This window comes from Billgrantia kenyensis, from assembly GCF_013697085.1.
Lineage (GTDB): Bacteria > Pseudomonadota > Gammaproteobacteria > Pseudomonadales > Halomonadaceae > Halomonas > Halomonas kenyensis.
Genome location: NZ_JACEFT010000010.1, coordinates 1 through 17,064 on the forward strand (window position 1 = coordinate 1; position 17,064 = coordinate 17,064).

General features: G+C 65.5%; 14 protein-coding genes. 11 read left to right on the forward strand and 3 right to left on the reverse strand.

The genetic code is table 11. From position 1 onward, the window contains the following. The first annotated feature begins 479 nt into the window (after nt 1-479). The gene (gene rsd, locus H1D44_RS09610; RefSeq protein ID WP_181514637.1) at nt 480-968 is read left to right on the forward strand and encodes a sigma D regulator; all 489 of its coding nucleotides are present in this window, start codon (nt 480-482) and stop codon (nt 966-968) included. Between the two features lie 87 nt (nt 969-1,055). Here rsd and H1D44_RS09615 read toward each other — a convergent pair whose 3' ends face one another. Both H1D44_RS09615 and H1D44_RS09620 read right to left on the reverse strand, forming a co-directional pair. Beyond that, nucleotides 1,056-4,139, reverse strand: coding sequence for an efflux RND transporter permease subunit (locus H1D44_RS09615; protein ID WP_181514638.1), 3,084 nt, complete (start codon nt 4,137-4,139; stop codon nt 1,056-1,058). Nucleotides 4,140-4,141: 2 nt separating this feature from the next. Next, entirely contained in the window at nt 4,142-5,272 is a 1,131-nt protein-coding gene (locus tag H1D44_RS09620; protein ID WP_181514639.1) for an efflux RND transporter periplasmic adaptor subunit, read from the reverse strand. 318 nt (nt 5,273-5,590) lie between these two features. Here H1D44_RS09620 and H1D44_RS09625 point away from each other — a divergent pair, with 318 nt between their 5' ends. After that, the gene (locus tag H1D44_RS09625) at nt 5,591-6,565 is read left to right on the forward strand and encodes a malate dehydrogenase (RefSeq protein ID WP_181514640.1); all 975 of its coding nucleotides are present in this window, start codon (nt 5,591-5,593) and stop codon (nt 6,563-6,565) included. An 87-nt stretch (nt 6,566-6,652) separates the two neighbouring features. Here H1D44_RS09625 and H1D44_RS09630 read toward each other — a convergent pair whose 3' ends face one another. Beyond that, a complete protein-coding gene (locus tag H1D44_RS09630; protein ID WP_181514641.1) occupies nt 6,653-7,309 on the reverse strand; it encodes a histidinol-phosphatase in 657 nt (218 codons plus the stop codon). A gap of 204 nt (nt 7,310-7,513) precedes the next feature. Here H1D44_RS09630 and H1D44_RS09635 point away from each other — a divergent pair, with 204 nt between their 5' ends. The 9 genes from H1D44_RS09635 (at nt 7,514) to H1D44_RS09675 (ending at nt 16,851) form a co-directional block, all read left to right on the forward strand. Next, nucleotides 7,514-8,005: an RNA pyrophosphohydrolase gene (locus H1D44_RS09635; protein WP_238984373.1), complete on the forward strand. Its 492-nt coding sequence runs from the start codon at nt 7,514-7,516 to the stop codon at nt 8,003-8,005. 134 nt (nt 8,006-8,139) lie between these two features. Then, entirely contained in the window at nt 8,140-10,401 is a 2,262-nt protein-coding gene (gene ptsP / locus H1D44_RS09640) for a phosphoenolpyruvate--protein phosphotransferase (protein ID WP_181514778.1), read from the forward strand. A 9-nt stretch (nt 10,402-10,410) separates the two neighbouring features. Then, nucleotides 10,411-11,199, forward strand: coding sequence for an NRDE family protein (locus H1D44_RS09645; RefSeq protein WP_181514643.1), 789 nt, complete (start codon nt 10,411-10,413; stop codon nt 11,197-11,199). A gap of 68 nt (nt 11,200-11,267) precedes the next feature. Then, nucleotides 11,268-12,644: a response regulator gene (locus tag H1D44_RS09650; RefSeq protein WP_181514644.1), complete on the forward strand. Its 1,377-nt coding sequence runs from the start codon at nt 11,268-11,270 to the stop codon at nt 12,642-12,644. Next, the gene (locus H1D44_RS09655; RefSeq protein WP_181514645.1) at nt 12,641-13,435 is read left to right on the forward strand and encodes a sulfite exporter TauE/SafE family protein; all 795 of its coding nucleotides are present in this window, start codon (nt 12,641-12,643) and stop codon (nt 13,433-13,435) included. Before H1D44_RS09650 ends, H1D44_RS09655 begins: the two co-directional genes overlap by 4 nt. Nucleotides 13,436-13,442: 7 nt before the next feature. Further along, entirely contained in the window at nt 13,443-14,237 is a 795-nt protein-coding gene (gene lgt, locus H1D44_RS09660) for a prolipoprotein diacylglyceryl transferase (RefSeq protein ID WP_181514646.1), read from the forward strand. Nucleotides 14,238-14,317: 80 nt separating this feature from the next. Continuing rightward, nucleotides 14,318-15,157: a thymidylate synthase gene (locus H1D44_RS09665; RefSeq protein WP_181514647.1), complete on the forward strand. Its 840-nt coding sequence runs from the start codon at nt 14,318-14,320 to the stop codon at nt 15,155-15,157. Then, nucleotides 15,154-15,678 carry a dihydrofolate reductase gene (locus H1D44_RS09670; protein WP_181514648.1) on the forward strand — a complete coding sequence of 175 codons (525 nt, stop codon included), beginning with the start codon at nt 15,154-15,156 and terminating at the stop codon, nt 15,676-15,678. The genes H1D44_RS09665 and H1D44_RS09670 overlap by 4 nt, the downstream gene beginning before the upstream one ends. Before the next feature lie 48 nt (nt 15,679-15,726). Continuing rightward, nucleotides 15,727-16,851, forward strand: a complete 1,125-nt coding sequence (locus tag H1D44_RS09675; RefSeq protein ID WP_181514649.1) for a ProQ/FINO family protein — start codon at nt 15,727-15,729, stop codon at nt 16,849-16,851. Nucleotides 16,852-17,064: the final 213 nt, after the last annotated feature.

The following is a 17,064-nucleotide window of genomic DNA, read 5'->3' on the forward strand; positions in this document are numbered from 1 at the left end:
TGGGCGGGGTCGTGCAGCTTCATGCTGATGGCGAAGTAGAGGCCGGCGGGGCCGCCGCCGAGACAGGCGATTCTCATTGTCGGGAACCGTATCGTTGTTGTAGTGATTAAGCAGGCTAGACGCGTTTGCCAGGTAGTTCAAGCTTAAAGTTTCAAGCTTGAATTTTATCCGGGGCTTGCTTCGGCTGTGCCGAAATGCGACTCGGCCGGCTGATGGAAAAAGTCCAGAAAGCTCGTTGCTGACCCGTATTGCCAATAGAAGAAGGCGCGAAAGTCATTTTTTCTCATGGGCTTGGCCTTGCCGGTGGCCGGGAGCCCGAGCCAGGCCATGCCTGGAGGCCGAGCCGGGGTAAAACCGAGAACACTGTTTCGTTTACGGGGAGGATTGACAGCCAGGTTGGCAGCGGCGAGTCTGGGACTTCAGGTTCGCAGCTCGACGTATTCGAGCTGCACTGGCTTCACAAGGGAAGGAGGCTCGCGATGCTGGAACAATGCAAGACGGCCAGGGAGCGCTGGGGTGGCGTGCATCAGTTGATCGATCGATGGCTCGATGAACGTCGTGAGCTGCTGGTCAGTTTCATCGAACTGAAGGAGGCCTGCGATAGCGAGCTGGAAGCCGTCGGCAAGCCGCAAATCGATCGCTTCAGCGAGCTGTTGATGGATTACATCAGCGCCGGCCACTTCGAGATCTACCCTCAGCTGCGCGAGGAAGCGCATGCCTTCGAGGACCATGCGGCCCTGGGCATTGCCGCCAAGCTGCTGGAACGCCTGGAACTCTCCACCGAGCTGGTGCTGGCGTTCGACTCCGACTACTCGACTCCCGTGCGTTGCCAGCACTTTCTGCCGCGCCTGCCTGCCTGGCTGGATCGCCTGGCCAAGGGCCTGACCGAGCGCTTCGCCCTGGAAGATCAGTTGATTGCCCGCCTGCATGCGGCGCATACCCCCCAGGCGGAGGCCGAGGCCGAGTAACGACCGAGCCGCCTTTCGAACCGCTTCATGACAACGCCGCCCGAGCCTGTGCTCGGGCGGCGTTTTTCCAGCTATCATCGTCCCGGCTTACGCTTCGGCAGGCTTGGCTGCCTCGGATGCCGGGCGGCGATGCCAGAGCACCAGCATGCACGGGGTCAGCAGCAGGGTGAGTCCGGTAGCAAAGACCAGCCCGCCGGCGATGGCGCTGGAGAGCTGGGTCCACCACTGGGTCGAGGGGGCGCCAAACCCCAGGCTCGGCGCGAACAGGTTGACATTGACCTCCAGCACCATCGGCATCAGGCCCAGCACGGTGGTGATCGCGGTCAGCAGTACCGGGCGCAGGCGCAGGCCGCCGGCCTCCAGGGCGGCGTCGTGGGGAGCCATCCCCGCCTGGCGTAGCTCGTTGTAAGTATCGATCAGGACGATGTTGTTGTTCACCACGATCCCTGCCAGGGCGATGATTCCCATGCCCACCATGACGATGCCGAACGGCTGGCCATTGACCAGCAGGCCCATCAGCACCCCGGCGGTGGAGAAGACGATCGCCGAGAGCACCAGCAGCGCCTGGTAGAGGCTGTTGAACTGGGTCACCAGGATCAGCAGCATCAGCCCTATGGCGACGAGGAAGGCGGTGATCAGGAAGCGGCTGGCTTCCTCCTGCTCTTCCTGCTCGCCGGCAACGTTGACCCGCACGCCCTCGGGCGGTGGCCCCAGTGCTGCCAGCAGCGCGCGCAGGCGCTCCTCGGGCTGGTAGCCTGCGGCCACGTCTGCTTCCAGCGTGATGGCGCGCTGGCCATCGATACGATGCAGCGTACCCACCCGGGGGGCCGGCTCCAGAGTGGCGAAATGCGAGATCGGCACTTGGCCGCGCGGGGTGTTGAGGGTCAGCCGGTCCAACTGGTCGATACTGCGCCAGGCCTGCGGGAAGCGCACGCTGATATCGACCTCGTCGGGGGCGTGCGCGGGGCGATAGGTCGCGACCCTCAGACCATTGGTGACCAGCTGCACCGCGCTGCCTACCGCGGCGACATCGGCGCCCATGCGGGCGGCGGCGGCGCGGTCGACGTTGAGTCGCCATTCGATGCCGGGCAGGCTGCGATTGTCCTCGATGTCGCGGAAGCCACCCAGTCGTTCCATCTCGCGACGAATGCGCTCGACGGCCTCTTCACTGTCTGCCGCTTGCTGGGCGGTGATCTCGAGTACGATGGGCTTGCCGGCACCCGGTCCCATGTCCTGCTCGCGAAACTCCAGCACGACGCCAGGCAGGTCGGCGGTGCGCTGGGCCATCTCGTCCATGATCACCCGGGCCGGGCGACGCTCCTGCCAGTCGATCAACTGGAACTGCACCGACCCGATCACGTCGCTGCCGAGCTGCTCGTTGGGGATGCCGTAGGAGCGGGCATAGAGTGCCTGGACCTCGCTCATGCCGGCCAGCCGGGATTCGACACGGCGCACGATGGCATCCTTCTCCAGCGCAGAGAAGTCTCCGCGGGCGCGCACCAGCACCTGGGCGTTTTCCGGCTCCACGTCGGGAAAGAATTCCACGCCGTGGTTGAAGCGACCGTAGCTGACGAAGATCAACGCCATCAGCAGCAATGCGATCAGCAGCGTCAGCCCGGGCCAGCCCAGCAGCCGGGCCAGGAGGGTGCGGTACAGACGTCCGCCGGGGGTGATCATCTCTGCGCTGCTGCGGGCCTTGCCGGCACGCACGCTGAACACGCCGCCCAGGGTGGGCAGGAAGATCAGTGCCATGGCCAGAGAGGCGAGCAGACAGAGGATGACCGTGGCCGGAAGGTACTTCATGAATTCGCCTACCACGCCGGGCCAGAACAATAGCGGCACGAAGACCGCAAGCGTGGTGGCGGTGGCGGCGATCACCGGCCAGCTCATGCGCGCCGCGGCGTTGACCCAGGCCTCCCTCGGCGACTGGCCCTCGCGCAGGTGACGGTCGGCCAGTTCGCTGACCACGATGGCGCCGTCCACCAGCATGCCGGCGACTAAAATGAGGGCGAACAGCACCACGATGTTGAGGGTATAGCCGATGGTCCAGATCAGCAGGATGCCGGTGAGGAAGGCGCCGGGTATGGTCAGCCCTACCATCAGGGCCGAGCGTACGCCCATGGCCGCCAGGATCACGATCAGTACCAGAACCACGGCGGTCAGCACGTTGTTGAGCAGCTCCGAGAGCATCTGATCGACGGTTTCCGACTGGTCCATGATGGTGGTGATCGAGAGCTCCTCGGGGAGCAGCGGCGCGGCCTGGGCGAGAATGTCGCGTATGCCCTCGATGGTGGCAACCAGGTTGGCGCCGGCGCGCTTGGAGATCTCCAGTACCAGGGCTGGCTCGTCGTCGATGCGAGCAAACCCGTCCGGATCCTTGAAGGTGGGGTGGATCCAGGCCACGTCGGCAAAGGTCACCACCCGGTCGCCATCCACCTTCACCGGCATGCCGAGCACGTCGTCAAGGCTCTCGATCACCCCGGGGACCTTGACCGGCGCACGGCCGGCCCCGGTGTCCAGGCTGCCGGCAGCCACCAGCCGGTTGTTGCGCGTTATCAGGTTGAACAGGGTATCGAAATCCACGCCGTAGCTGTCCAGCACCAGCGGATCGATGACGATTTCCATCAGCTCCTCGCGTTCGCCGCCGATCTCCACCTCGAGCACTTCGGGTACGCCTTCGAAGGCTTCCTGCAGCTGTCGGGCGATGGCGAGCCGCTGGGGCTCCTCGATCGGTCCCGAAAGCCCCAGGGTCAATACCGGGAAGAGGCCGACGTTGACCTCGAAGACCCGCGGCTCCTCGGCCTCATCGGGCAGCGAAGCGTTGGCGATGTCGACGCGTTCGCGCACGTCCGCCAGCGCCTGGCGAGGGTCGAAACCGGCATCGAACTCCAGGGTAACGGCGGCATGGCCCTCGCTTGACTGGGCGGTCATCTTGCGCACGCCCTCAATGGTGCGCAGCTCCTGCTCCATGGGGCGCACCAGCAGCCGCTCGCCGTCCTCCGGGCTTACTCCGTCCAGGGCCAGCGAGACGTAGATGATGGGTATGGGAACGTCCGGGTTGGCCTCCTTGGGCACTGCCTGCCAGGCGGCCAGGCCTGCCAGCAGCAGGGCGAGCAGCAGCAGCAAGGTGGTGCGCGACCGATCCAGGGCGGCCTTGATCAGGGTGCGCATGATCAGGGTGACTCCGGCTCTGTGCCTGCATTGGCGCTATTTTCGGCGACAGGCTCGGCCGCATCCTGGGCCGGCACGGCGACGACGCCATCGCCGGGGGCGACGAAACCGCCGCCGAGGGAGATCAAGCGGATTGTGTCGGGAAGCCCGTCGACGCGTGCTTCCGTGGCATTGATGGCGACCAGGGTGATGGGCGTACTCACCACACGATCCTCTTCATCCAGGTGCTTGACCCGCAGCCGACCCTCCTCATCCAGCTCGAGCAGGGCAGGCGAGAAGCGGTGCACTTCGCGTTCGGGCAGGCTGATCGCCAGGGTGGCGCTGGCCCCGGCCAGGCGGCGGCGCTCAGGATTGTCGAACTCGGCTTCGATATAGAAGGAGCGCGTGGCCTCGTCGGCTCGACTCGACACGTGAGTCAGCTCGCCGGTCAGTCGGCTGCCATCCAGCAACCGGGCTTCGACGGGCAGGCCGGGGCTCAGCTCATGGGCGTCGCGCTGGGCCACCCAGGCGCTGGCCGTCAGGCGTCGGTCGTCGACCAGGCGAGCGAAGGCTTCGCCGATCTGGAGCACCTCGCCCAGCTCGACGTAGAGCCGGTCCAGCACGCCGTCGAAGGGTGCCGAGGGACGGGTTTCGTCGAAGGCCTGGCGTAGCTCTGCCAGTTCCGCCGCTGCCACGCTGACGCTGCTCTGCAGGCGCAGCAGCTCGGGCTGGGAGATCAGGTTGCGCTGGCGCAGGTCTTCGGCGCCTGCGAGTTCGGCTCTCGCCAGTGCCAGTCGATCCTCGGCCCGCTCCAGCTGTGCCTCGAGGGCGTCGCGCGTCAGCGCCAGCAGGGGGGCGCCGGCCTCCACGCTGATTCCCTGTGCCACCGGCAGGTCCACCACGCGCCCGGCATGCCGTGTGCGCAGCTCGACTTCACGATGGGCTTCAAGCTGGCCCTGGACGACCCGCCGGGGAGTGTAGGGCGTGGCCTGGCTGGTGCGAAATTCGACGCGAGGCAGCGTCTCGTCGGAGGGGGCTTCGGCGCTGGGAGCTTCTCGCTGAAAGCGCTGGATGTCTCCGAGTGCCAGCCAGAGTAGCAGGGCCAGCAGCAGCAGGATGGCCAGCAATGAAGAAATGGGGGGGCGTTTCAGCATGCGACCTTCCCTGGTGGACGACACAAGCCCTGATCAGCGTCTCATCGCTGATCGGCGTTCGGCCGGAGCGACTCGCTCGCCATTCTGCAGCGCTCGCTTGGCTTTTCGAGCATTGCATGATAGCGCATGATCCGACGGGTGACAGTGGGCACGAACGAGTCGACCCCGTCGCTATGTCCTAGTCAGAGGTCGGATTGAGTTTTGTGCAATGCAAGCATAACATCTTGGCGGTCCGAATCTCGGCCAGGGCGGGCGAGCCTACCCGCCTGGCCCATCCTCACGGCGTCAACCCGCGCGTTGAAAACCCAAGGAGCAACGATGAAAGATCCCGTACGTATTGCCATTACCGGCGGTGCTGGCCAGATCAGCTACTCCCTTATCTTCCGTATTGCGGCTGGCGACATGCTGGGCCCGGATCAGCCCGTCATTCTCCAGTTGCTCGAGATTCCCCAGGCCCTGGACGCGCTGAACGGCGTGGTCATGGAAGTCAACGACTGCGCCTTCCCGCTGGTGCAGGAGATCGTTGCCACCGACGATCCCAACGTCGCCTTCAAGGATGCCGATTTTGCCCTGCTGGTCGGCGCCCGTCCGCGCGGCCCGGGCATGGAGCGCAAGGATCTGCTGGAAGCCAACGCCGCGATCTTCTCCGTGCAGGGCAAGGCGCTGAACGACAACGCCAGCCGTGACGTGCGGGTGCTGGTGGTGGGCAACCCGGCCAACACCAACGCCCTGATCGCTTCCTGCAACGCCCCGGACCTGAGCCCGCGCCAGTTCACCGCGATGACTCGTCTCGACCATAACCGCGCCCTGACCCAACTGGCTCAGAAGACCGGCAAGCGCGTTACCGATGTCGAAAGCATGATCATCTGGGGCAACCACAGCGCCACTCAGTACCCCGACCTGGCTCACACCAAGGTGGCCGGCAAGCCGGCTTTCGATCTGGTCGAGCGTGACTGGTACGAGAACGACTTCATTCCCACCGTGCAGCAGCGTGGCGCGGCGATCATCAAGGCGCGCGGAGCCTCTTCCGCTGCCTCGGCCGCTTCTTCCGCCATCGACCACATGCGCGACTGGGCGCTTGGTACCGACCAGGTGGTGAGCATGGCGATTCCGTCCGACGGCAGCTACGGCATCGAGGAAGGCATCATCTACTCCTATCCGGTGCGCTGCCAGAACGGCGACTACGAGATCGTCCAGGGCCTGGAGATCGACGAGTTCAGCCGCGGCCGGATGAAGGCCACTGAAGACGAGCTGAGGGAAGAGCGCGCAGCCGTCGAGCATCTGCTGGGCTGATAGCATCGCCCTGATGCATAGCGCCCCTGGCGAGAAATTGCCGGGGGCGCCGTCGTTTCAAACTTCTGCCTTGTCGGGCCTTTGGGCTCAGTCTCTCAGGCTCATGATGCGCCAGCCGCGCCGTTCGGCCACCTCGCGCAGGGTGGCGTCAGGGTCCACTGCCACCGGATGTTCCACCAGCTCCAGCAGCGGCAGGTCGTTGTGGGAGTCGCTGTAGAACCAGGCGTTGTCCAACGTGAGATCCTTGTCCGCCAGCCACTCTTCCAGGCGTTCTACCTTGCCTTCGCGATAGCTCGGGGTACCGCTGACCCGTCCGGTATAGCGGCCGTCCCGAACTTCCGGCTCCACTGCAATCAGGTGATCAACGCCCAGGCGCTCGGCGATGGGGCCGGTGATGAAGCGGTTGGTGGCGGTGACGATCAGCAGGGTGTCCCCGCGGCTGCGGTGGCGCGCCAGCAGCTCCTCGCCCTTGGGCAGGATGTTGGGTTCGATCTTGCTGGCCATGAACTGCTGGTGCCAGGCGGCAAGCTGCTCGGGACTGTTGTCGGCCAGCGGCTTGAGGGCCACCGCCAGGAAGGCGTGAATATCGAGCGTTCCCGCCTCGTAGTCCGCCATGAAGCGGTCGTTGGCCTCCCGGTAGGCCTCGGCATTCACGGCCCCCTGCTCGAGTAGAAATTCACCCCAGGCATGGTCGCTGTCGATGGCGATCAGGGTGTTGTCCAGATCGAAGATGGCCAGACTCACGGCTTACCCCTTGCGGTGTGATGAGAAAAGTAGTGCTACGAGCGCGAAAGCTGGCGATTATGTCAGACAAAGCCCGCCATGCTAAGTCCGGCGTCGTTTCAGCGGGTCGCCAGATAGCCGGCCTGCTGCCTGATGGTTGTATTGATGCGCTTCGCGCCCTTGTGGAAGAATGAACTCAATGACGAATTCTACAAGGTGACGTCCGTGATCGACGCTGACGGCTTTCGCCCCAACGTTGGCATCATTATCGCCAACGCCAGTGGGCAACTGCTTTGGGCGCGTCGGGTAGGACAGAATGCGTGGCAGTTTCCCCAGGGAGGCATCAAGTCAACCGAGACACCGCAACAGGCACTCTATCGAGAGCTGGAAGAGGAAATCGGCTTGACCTGCGACGATGTCGAGCTGCTTGCTTGTACACGGGGATGGCTGCGCTACCGTCTGCCACGGCGCATGGTGCGTATGAACTCAAGACCGGTTTGCATCGGTCAGAAACAGAAGTGGTTTCTGTTGCGGATTCGCTGCCAGGAGAGCCGGATCTGCATGGATAGCTCGGCCAAGCCCGAGTTCGACTACTGGCGTTGGGTCAGCTACTGGTACCCGCTGGGACAGGTGGTGCCATTCAAGCGTGAGGTGTACCGTCGGGCGCTTAGCGAGCTGTCACCTCGGGCTCAGCGCCTTGCTCTCGAAGGGCGCTGACACGACGCGAGCGCTCACCCTACCCACGGGGCAACGCAGGGCCCCTCCACGAAGCGCCGCGCACCTTTCACACGGTGTTTGGCCTTGACTCCTCAGCCAGGCGAGGTACGACAACAATGGAAAGCAAGGCGCCGATGCTAGAGGTGTTGCGCCGGGTCATACAAGAGGTCAACAGCGCTCGCAACCTCGATGCGGCGCTGGCGACCATGGTCCGTCGTATCCGCAAGGCCATGCGCACCGACGTGTGCTCCTTCTATCTTTTCGATGCCGAGGCTGAAGAGCTGGTGCTGATGGAAACCATCGGCCTGCACAGCCGGGCCGTGGGGCGCGTGAGCCTGAAAGTGGGGGAGGGTCTGGTCGGCCTGGTGGCAGAGCGCGAGGAGCCGCTCAATCTGGAAAATGCTCCCTCGCATCCGAAGTTTCGCTACTTCGAGGCGACCGGCGAAGAGCGTTACTCCAGTTTTCTCGGGGTGCCGATCATCCACCAGCGCCGCATGCTGGGGGTGCTGGTGGTGCAGCAGGCCGAGCAGCGCCGTTACGATGAGGAAGACGAAGCCTTCCTCATCACCATGGGCGCGCAGCTCGCCGGGGTGCTGGCGCATGCCCTGGCTACCGGCAGCCTCAACAAGCCCACCCTGCCAGGCGGCCAGGCCATGTTCACCGGCGTTGCCGCCTCGCCCGGCATGGCCATCGGCGAGGTGGTGGTGGTGGCGCCCCTGGCCGACCTGGGCAGTGTTCCCGACCTGGTGCCGACCGATGTCGAGCACGAGATCGCGCGACTCAAGGCCGCCATCGACTGTGTGCGCGAGGAGATTCGGGCGGCAGGCGAGCGCCTGGCCAACCGTATCTCTGCTCAGGAGCTGGCGCTGTTCGAAGTCTATCAGCAGATGCTCAGTGAGGCGGCGCTTTCCCAGGAGGTGGAGAAGCGTATCCGCGAGGGCCAGTGGGCTCCCGGTGCCCTGGCCGACGTGGTGCGGCGGCACGTGCAGTACCTGGAGCGGGTCGACGATGACTACTTGCGTGAGCGGGCCGCCGATGTCCGTGACCTGGGGCGCCGGGTGCTGGCCCATCTGCAGGAGGAGACCCCCCAGATACCCGACTCCTTCCCCGAGAGCACCATCCTGATAGGTGACGAGATCAGCGTCGCCACGCTGGGTGAGGTACCCAGGGAGCGCCTTGCCGGGCTGGTTTCCGTGCGAGGTTCGAGCACGTCCCACGTGGCGATCGTCGCTCGCGCCATGGGCGTGCCTACCGTGCTGGGCATGGTCGACCTGCCGCTGCCGCGCCTTTCGGGGGCCGAGGTGGTGCTCGACGGCCATCGCGGTCGCTTGTTCGTGCGCCCTACGGATGAACTCAGGGCTCGCTACAGTAGCTTGATCGCCGAGGAGGTGGCGCTGACGGAAGTGCTCGAGCACGAGCAGGACCTGCCCAGCGAAACCCCGGACGGCCATGCCGTGCCCCTGATGGTGAATACCGGCCTGGCGATCGACACCACGGCGACGCTCAAGAAGCGAATCAGCGGGGTGGGCCTGTACCGCACCGAGGTGCCCTTCATGATTGCCGAGCGCTTTCCCGGCGAGCAGGAGCAGATGCGCCTCTACCGCGACCAGTTGGAAAGCTTCGCGCCGCTGCCGGTGGTGATGCGCACCCTCGACATCGGCGGCGACAAGGATCTGCCCTACTTTCCCATCGACGAAGCCAACCCTTTCCTCGGCTGGCGCGGCATCCGCGTGACCCTTGACCACCCGGAAGTGCTGATGGTGCAGCTTCGAGCCATGCTGCGTGCCTCCCAGGGCTACGACAACATGCAGGTGCTCTTCCCGATGGTGACCAACGTCGACGAAGTCGACGATGCATTGCGCATGCTCGACCGTGCCATCCGCGAGCTGGCGGAGGAGGGCATTACGGCCACACGGCCCAAGGTCGGCGTCATGCTGGAGGTGCCGGCCACGCTCTACCAGCTGGATGCCCTGGCCGAGCGCGCCGATTTCTTCTCCGTGGGCAGCAACGACCTGACCCAGTACCTGCTGGCGGTGGATCGCAACAACCCTCGCGTAGCCAGCCTCTACGATGCGTGCCATCCGGCCGTGTTGTCAGCCCTGGCCCGCCTGGCGGAAGATGCCAGGCGCTTGAAGAAGCCCATTTCGGTCTGCGGTGAGCTGGCAGGAGATCCGGCCGGTGCGCTGCTGCTGATGGGTATGGGGTTCGATGCGCTCTCGATGAATGCGCCCAGCCTGCCCCGGGTCAGGGCAGCGATCCGGCGAGTGCCGCTTGACGCCGCAAGGATGCTGGTACAGGAAACCCTGGCCTTGAATACGCCCACTGCCGTGCGCAGCCACCTGTTTACCCAGCTCAGTGAGTGGCAGCTGGCGCACCTGTTGCCGCCGAGGGACTGAGCAGCGCCCATGTGCTTGATTGCCTTCGACTTTCAGCCAGGAGCGTCAACGCCGCTACGGCTGGTAGCCAATCGTGACGAATTCCACCAGCGACCCACGGCGCCGCTCGGTGCCTGGCACGATGCGCCTGACATCGTAGGCGGGCGCGACCTCGAGGCTGGCGGTAGCTGGCTGGCCGTGCATCGCCGTGGTCGCGTTGCAGCGGTAACCAACGTTCGTGACCCCGCACTCAAGGTCTCGACCGCTGCGCCGAGCCGAGGGCACCTGGTGCGCGAGGCGTTGGAGTGCCGCGATCTCGGTGCCTGGCTCGACCACCTGGCCGAAGGCGAGGGCTGGCGCTATGCCGGCTTCAATCTGCTGGCCGGTGACGGCGAGCGCCTCTGGCATCTGCACCGCGGCCGGGACAAGCTGCTGCTCAAGGAAGTCGCGCCCGGTATCCATGGGCTTTCCAACGCCAGCCTCGACACCCCTTGGCCCAAGCTCATTGCCGCGCGACAGGGGCTTGCCACCTCGTTGAGGCGCAACTGGCCGGGGGATGCGCTGAACGCGCTGTCCGAGTCTGCGTCAGCCGACGACGAACATCTCCCGGATACAGGAATCGGGCTCGAGCTGGAGCGTCGCCTGTCGCCTCCCTTCATCATCGGAGAGCAGTATGGCACCCGCGCGACGACCTGGGTGACCTGGCATGCCGAGGCCGGCGTCATCGAGCTGGGTGAGCGACGCTTTGGCCCCGGTGGGTGTCCGCAGGGTGTCAGTCGCGAGGAATTGTCCCTGCACCGCAAGGGGTTACCTACCTGAAGTCGCCATGACAGCCGAGGCGCGGCGGCGTAAACTCACGCAACAAAGCCTGGTTCAGGGACACGTCCATGGTAGTTCGCAAGGACCGCATGTGGTCTTACCTCATCTGGCCATTGCTGTGGCCTCTGCTGTTGGCCCAGCTGGCCCTGGTGCTGCTCTGCCTGCTGGTCCTGGCGGTGCTGTGGCTGGCCATGCCCGATCCCACCTCTTGGGCGGAGTCCACCTGGCTGCTGCTGGCCCTGCTGGTCGGCACGACACTGACGACATCGGCCTTCATCCTGCAGCTACGTCACCGCATACGTGAATGCGAGAACCAGGTCGAAAGCCGCATAGACCGCCTGGAGCGGCTGCTGCAGGAGGTCGAGCCGATGCTGCCTGCCTGGCTGGAGCCGGGCCGGCAGCTCGAAGCCTACGACGATTCGGTGCTGGGCCAGCTTGAGGGCTTGCACAGTGGCATGATCGAGCTGCACTCGCGCCTGGAGGCCATGCCGCGCCCGGAGGTTCTGCTGATGGCCAGCCAGCGCCCCTGGCTGCTGCTCTATCAAGGGCGAATCGTGGCGGCCAACCTGGCGATGGAGCAGTTGCTCGGCGACAGCCTGGAAGCGCTGGCGGGGAAGGACCCCGCCACCCGCCTGTTCAGCAAGCAGAGCGTGGGCAGCAAGCCTGTCGAAGTGCAGGTGCTCGACAGCGAAGGGCGCTGGAGTTCATGCATGATGGAGCGGCTGGAAGCGTCGCCCTACCAACTGCTGTTCTTCGAGCGGTCGAGTACGCATGAGTTCGGCGGCCTGCTGGCGGCCCGGGAGCGTGCGCGGGAAGACTCCCGGCTCAAGTCGCGCTACCTGACCCTGTTGCAGCGTGAACTGGAGCCGCTGCTGCAGGAGCTGACCGAGGACATGGAGGGGGCTGTCGGCGCCGTCGATGCTCAGCGCCAGACCTACCTGCGGGAGCGTGTCGCCGATGTCAGACTGCTCATCGGCAGCCTTGCCGGGGAGCAGGATACAGAGTCGCCATCCGCATCGCAGAGCCCCGCCGGCCGGGCCGGCTCGCTGCGCGTGCTGGTGGTCGACGACGGTCCCGTCAATCGCATGCTGGCCAGTCAGCTCCTGGAAGCACAAGGGCTGCAGGTCGACAGTGTCGCCAGTGGCGTCGAGGCGTTGGAGCAGCAGCTTCGTCAGCCCTACGACCTGGTTCTGATGGATATCTTCATGCCGGGAATGGATGGCGTCGAGGCAGCCCGGCGCTGGAGAGGCCAGGAGGAGCTGACCCCCGATCGCGCTCGCACGATTCTCGTGGCCCTGACGGCCAGTGCCACGGAGAGCGACCGTCGGCGCTTCGAGGAGGCCGGCATGGATGACTACCTGGCCAAGCCTTACGCTCCACGGGAACTGGTCGACCTGCTTCGCCACTGGCGTCCCGATGCCTTCGAGGAGCCGGTCTTGACATGACGCTGCTCGTCACTTTTCTCGGCTACCTGGTGCTGGGGGCCGCTGCCGGTACCCTGGCCGGGCTGTTCGGGATCGGCGGCGGCCTGATCATCGTCCCGGCGCTGGTCTTCGCCTTTGGCCTGCAGCAGGTCGACCCCGCCGTCGTCATGCACCTGTCGATCGGCACCTCGCTTGCCACCATTGTCGTCACCGGCGCCTCCTCGGCCTGGGCGCACCACCAGCGGGGCAGCATCCAGCGGGAGTGGTTCATGTCGCTGCTGCCAGGGCTCGTGCTCGGTGCCATTGCCGGCGTGTTTGTCGCCGGGGCACTTTCCAGTGGATTCCTTGGCACTCTGTTCGGTGTGTTCGTGCTCCTGATGGCGGCCAAGCTGGCCCTGCGGATCGGCCCCAGGGCGGGCAGGGCATCGCCGGGACGTCTGGGCATGGGCGTGGCAGGCGGTGTGATCGGTGGCCTGTCGGCACTGTTCGGTATCGGCGGCGGCACGCTCTGCGTGCCCTGGCTGTCTCGTTGTGGTGCCAGCATGACCCAGGCAGTAGGAACCTCCGCGGCCTGCGGCCTGCCTATCGCCCTGTTCGGCGCCGCTACCTTCATCGTGGTGGGGTGGGGGCACCCCGCACTGCCGTCCGGCGCAACCGGTTTCGTCATGTGGCCCGCCTTTCTCGGCATCGTGCTGGCCAGCGTACCGTTCGCCAGGCTGGGAGTGCGTCTGGCACATGCGCTGCCGGCCCGCATACTGCGGCTCTCCTTCGCCGCGCTGCTGGCCATCGTTGGGTTGCGCTTTCTTTTCTGAGGTCTAAATGAACTATCCCGATATCGATCCTGTTGCCATCTCGCTTGGCCCGTTCCAGGTTCACTGGTATGGCCTGATGTACGTGATCGGCTTCGTCGGCGCGTGGTGGCTGGGCCGCCTCAGGGCCGAGCGCTTCGGCCTGACCCGCGACGACGTCGGCGACCTGCTGTTCTATGCTGCCATCGGCGTGGTCGTGGGTGGCCGCCTGGGCTACGCGTTGTTCTACGGCATGGGGCAGTGGCTGGCCGATCCGCTCTGGGTGTTCCGCGTGTGGGACGGTGGCATGAGCTTTCACGGCGGCCTGATCGGGGTGCTGCTGGCCGCCCTCTGGTTCGCCCGCAAGAAGCGCATGGCCTTTTTCACCCTGACCGACTTCTTCGCCCCCATGGTGCCCATCGGCCTGGGCGCGGGGCGCATCGGCAACTTCATCAACCGCGAGCTGCCGGGGCGGGTCACCGAGCTGCCCTGGGGCATGCCGTTTCCCGGCCTGGGACCGGAGCTGCGCCACCCCACGGCGCTCTACGAAGCCTTTCTCGAGGGGCTGGTGCTGTTCGTCATTCTGTGGTGGGTCTCGGCTCAGCCGCGCCGCCGCGGCCTGGTCTCGGGCCTGTTCCTGCTGCTCTATGGCGTGTTCCGCTTCAGCGTCGAATTCGTCCGCCTGCCGGATGCCCACATCGGCTTCATCGCCTTCGGCTGGGTGACCATGGGCATGCTGCTTACGCTGCCGATGATCGTGTTCGGCATCGTGCTGGTCGTCTGGTCGCGGCGCCAGCCGGTGGTCGGGAGGAAAGGAGCACAGTGAAATGCCTCGAGAGTAGGAGAGCGAGAGCAGAGACGGTAGACTCACTGCCCAATCGATCCTCAATACAGAGCATGCCAACGATGCCTGACGACAACGTCCTGTCTGAACTCGAACAGCCCGCTCTCGAACAGCCCTACCTGGACCTGATGCGGCAGGTGTTGCAGCACGGTGTCGAGCGCTCTGACCGCACTGGGGTGGGCACCCGCTCGGTCTTCGGTCACCAGATGCGCTTTGACCTTTCCCGCGGCTTTCCTCTGGTGACCACCAAGAAGCTGCACCTGCGCTCGATCGTCCACGAGCTGCTGTGGTTCCTGCGCGGCGATACCAATATCGCCTACCTCAAGCAGAACGGGGTGAGTATCTGGGACGAGTGGGCCGACGACAACGGCGATCTCGGTCCCGTCTACGGCTACCAGTGGCGCAGCTGGCCCGACCCCCGCGGCGGTCATGTCGACCAGATTGCCAAGCTGCTCGAGCAACTGCGCAGCAATCCCAGTTCGCGTCGCCTGATCGTCTCCGCCTGGAATCCTGCGCTGGTCGACGAGATGGCGCTGCCGCCGTGCCACTGCCTGTTCCAGTTCTACGTGGCCGAAGGGCGGCTCTCCTGCCAGCTCTACCAGCGCAGCGCCGACATCTTCCTCGGCGTGCCGTTCAACATCGCCAGCTATGCGCTGCTGACCCGGATGATCGCCCAAGTGGCTGGCCTCGAGCCCGGCGACTTCGTCCACACCCTGGGCGATGCGCACCTCTACCTCAACCACCTCGAGCAGGCCGAACTGCAGCTCTCTCGCAAGCCGCGTCCGGCGCCTCGGCTACTGCTCGACCCCGAGGTCGACGACCTGTTCGACTTCCGCTTCGAGCACATCGCCATCGAAGGCTACGACCCTCATCCCCATATCAAGGCGGAGGTGGCGGTATGAACGACGAGACCCTGGTGCCGGTAGCCATGATTGCCGCCGTATCGCGCAACGGCGTGATCGGCGTCGACAACAAGCTGCCCTGGCACCTGCCCGAAGACCTCAAGTTCTTCAAGCGCATGACCCAGGCCAAGCCGCTGGTGATGGGGCGCAAGACCTTTGCTTCCATCGGTCGCCCGCTGCCGGGTCGCATCAATATCGTGGTGACGCGGGACGAAAGCTTCCAGCACGATGGCGTGCGGGTCTGTCACGACCTCGAGTCGGCGCTGCTCCTGGCCGACCAGCAGGCTACCATCGACGCCAGCGAGGAGATCATGGTGATGGGCGGCGGTGAGATCTATGCCCAGGCGTTGCGCCACGCCAGTCGCATCTACCTCACCGAGGTGGATGTCGATGTAGACGGCGATGCCCGCTTTCCCGAGCTGGACGAGAGCGAATGGCAGGAGGTGCAGCGGGTGCCGGGCTCGCCCGCCGAGGGGCAGCCGGCGTACAGCTTTGTGGAGTACCGCCGCAGGGAAGAGTGAAGGAGCGGTTTGTCAGCGCCCCGCTTGTGGCACACACTAGGCGGATGCATGGGGCTACGTAGCGATTCGCTCGCCACGCCAAGGTGCAGCGTTTTCCGGGAGGATGCCGGTTTGATCGAAGAGCGTTCACTTCATCTATTAAGCGCCCTGGAGGCACAAGCCGCCCATGCGCTCGATGAGCTGCGCACTTACCGCGCGAAACATCAGGCGCTGGAGATTCAGCTTGCCGAGGCCGAAGCGGCCCGAAGGGAGTTGGAGGCGGCACGTCTCGAGCTGGTAGAGGAAAATCGCGAGCTCGACGAACAGAACCGCGAGCTCGAGGAGGACAACGCCCGCCTGCGCGAGCGCCTGCGCAAGGGTGAGCCCGCGCCGGCCTTCCCCGGCCCGGCGCGGCGCGCCCAGGGGCTTGCGGCGCTGATCGGACAGCGTGCACGTGAGGGCGCAGGGTCGCAGCTTGATAGCCGTCAGCCAGCAGGCGATGCCGAGCCGGTATCCCAAGCCTCACCGGCGCCTGCTGCCCAGCCCCCTTCGCCGGCTCGGCAACGGCCCGCCGAATCAGAGCAGGCGACGCCTCCCGGCACGCTGCAGCCCGAGGAGAAGGGCGAGCGACAGGGGGCGCTAGCCATCGAACAGGCGCCCTCCGCCGACGCCCTGTTGAAGCAGTGGTATCAGCGCTACCCCGGCACTTTCTTCAAGGGACATACCCGGCCGCTCAAGGTGGGAATCCATCATGAGCTGTCTGCCCGCGAACCCTGGCCCGAAAAGCTGGTACGCCGGGCACTGGCGGGCTACGTCAACCTGCCGCGCTACCTCAAGGCCGTCCGCGAAGGCGCCGAGCGCATCGATCTCGACGGCGCCCCTGCAGGCAGCGTCGATGCCCAGGCGGCCGAACACGCCCGGCGCAAGCTCGAGCGTCTGCAGACCGAGCGCCGCGAGCGCAGCCGCTCGGGCGGCAGCAAGCCGCAGCGCGACGGCGACAAGCCGCGCGCACCGCGTCAAGGCGCCGCAGAGCGACAGCACGACAAGGCCCGGCGCGCCTCCAAACCGAATGCCGGAAACCAGCCGGCCGCAGAAGCGCCGCCCGCCGCCCCGGCAGACCCTAAGACGCGCATGGAGGCCAAGCTGTCGGCCCTGCTGGCCAAGCATAATGGCCAGAAAACCGAAGGGCGTTGACGAGGCCTCCCGGTCACGTGAGAAGCCCGGTCTTGCCTGTCTTCTATCAGCGAGGCATGATGTGCGGGCTCATCGCTGCCAGGCCAGTTGACTGCCATTGCCTGCGGCACGCGGCTTTCGGGCAACAGCGCCGAAGACCGCATCGGCAGGGAAAAGTTCCGTCGGGGAGGCGAGCGTCGTAGGAAAACAGTGTTTTTTCTTATTGCGTTCCGT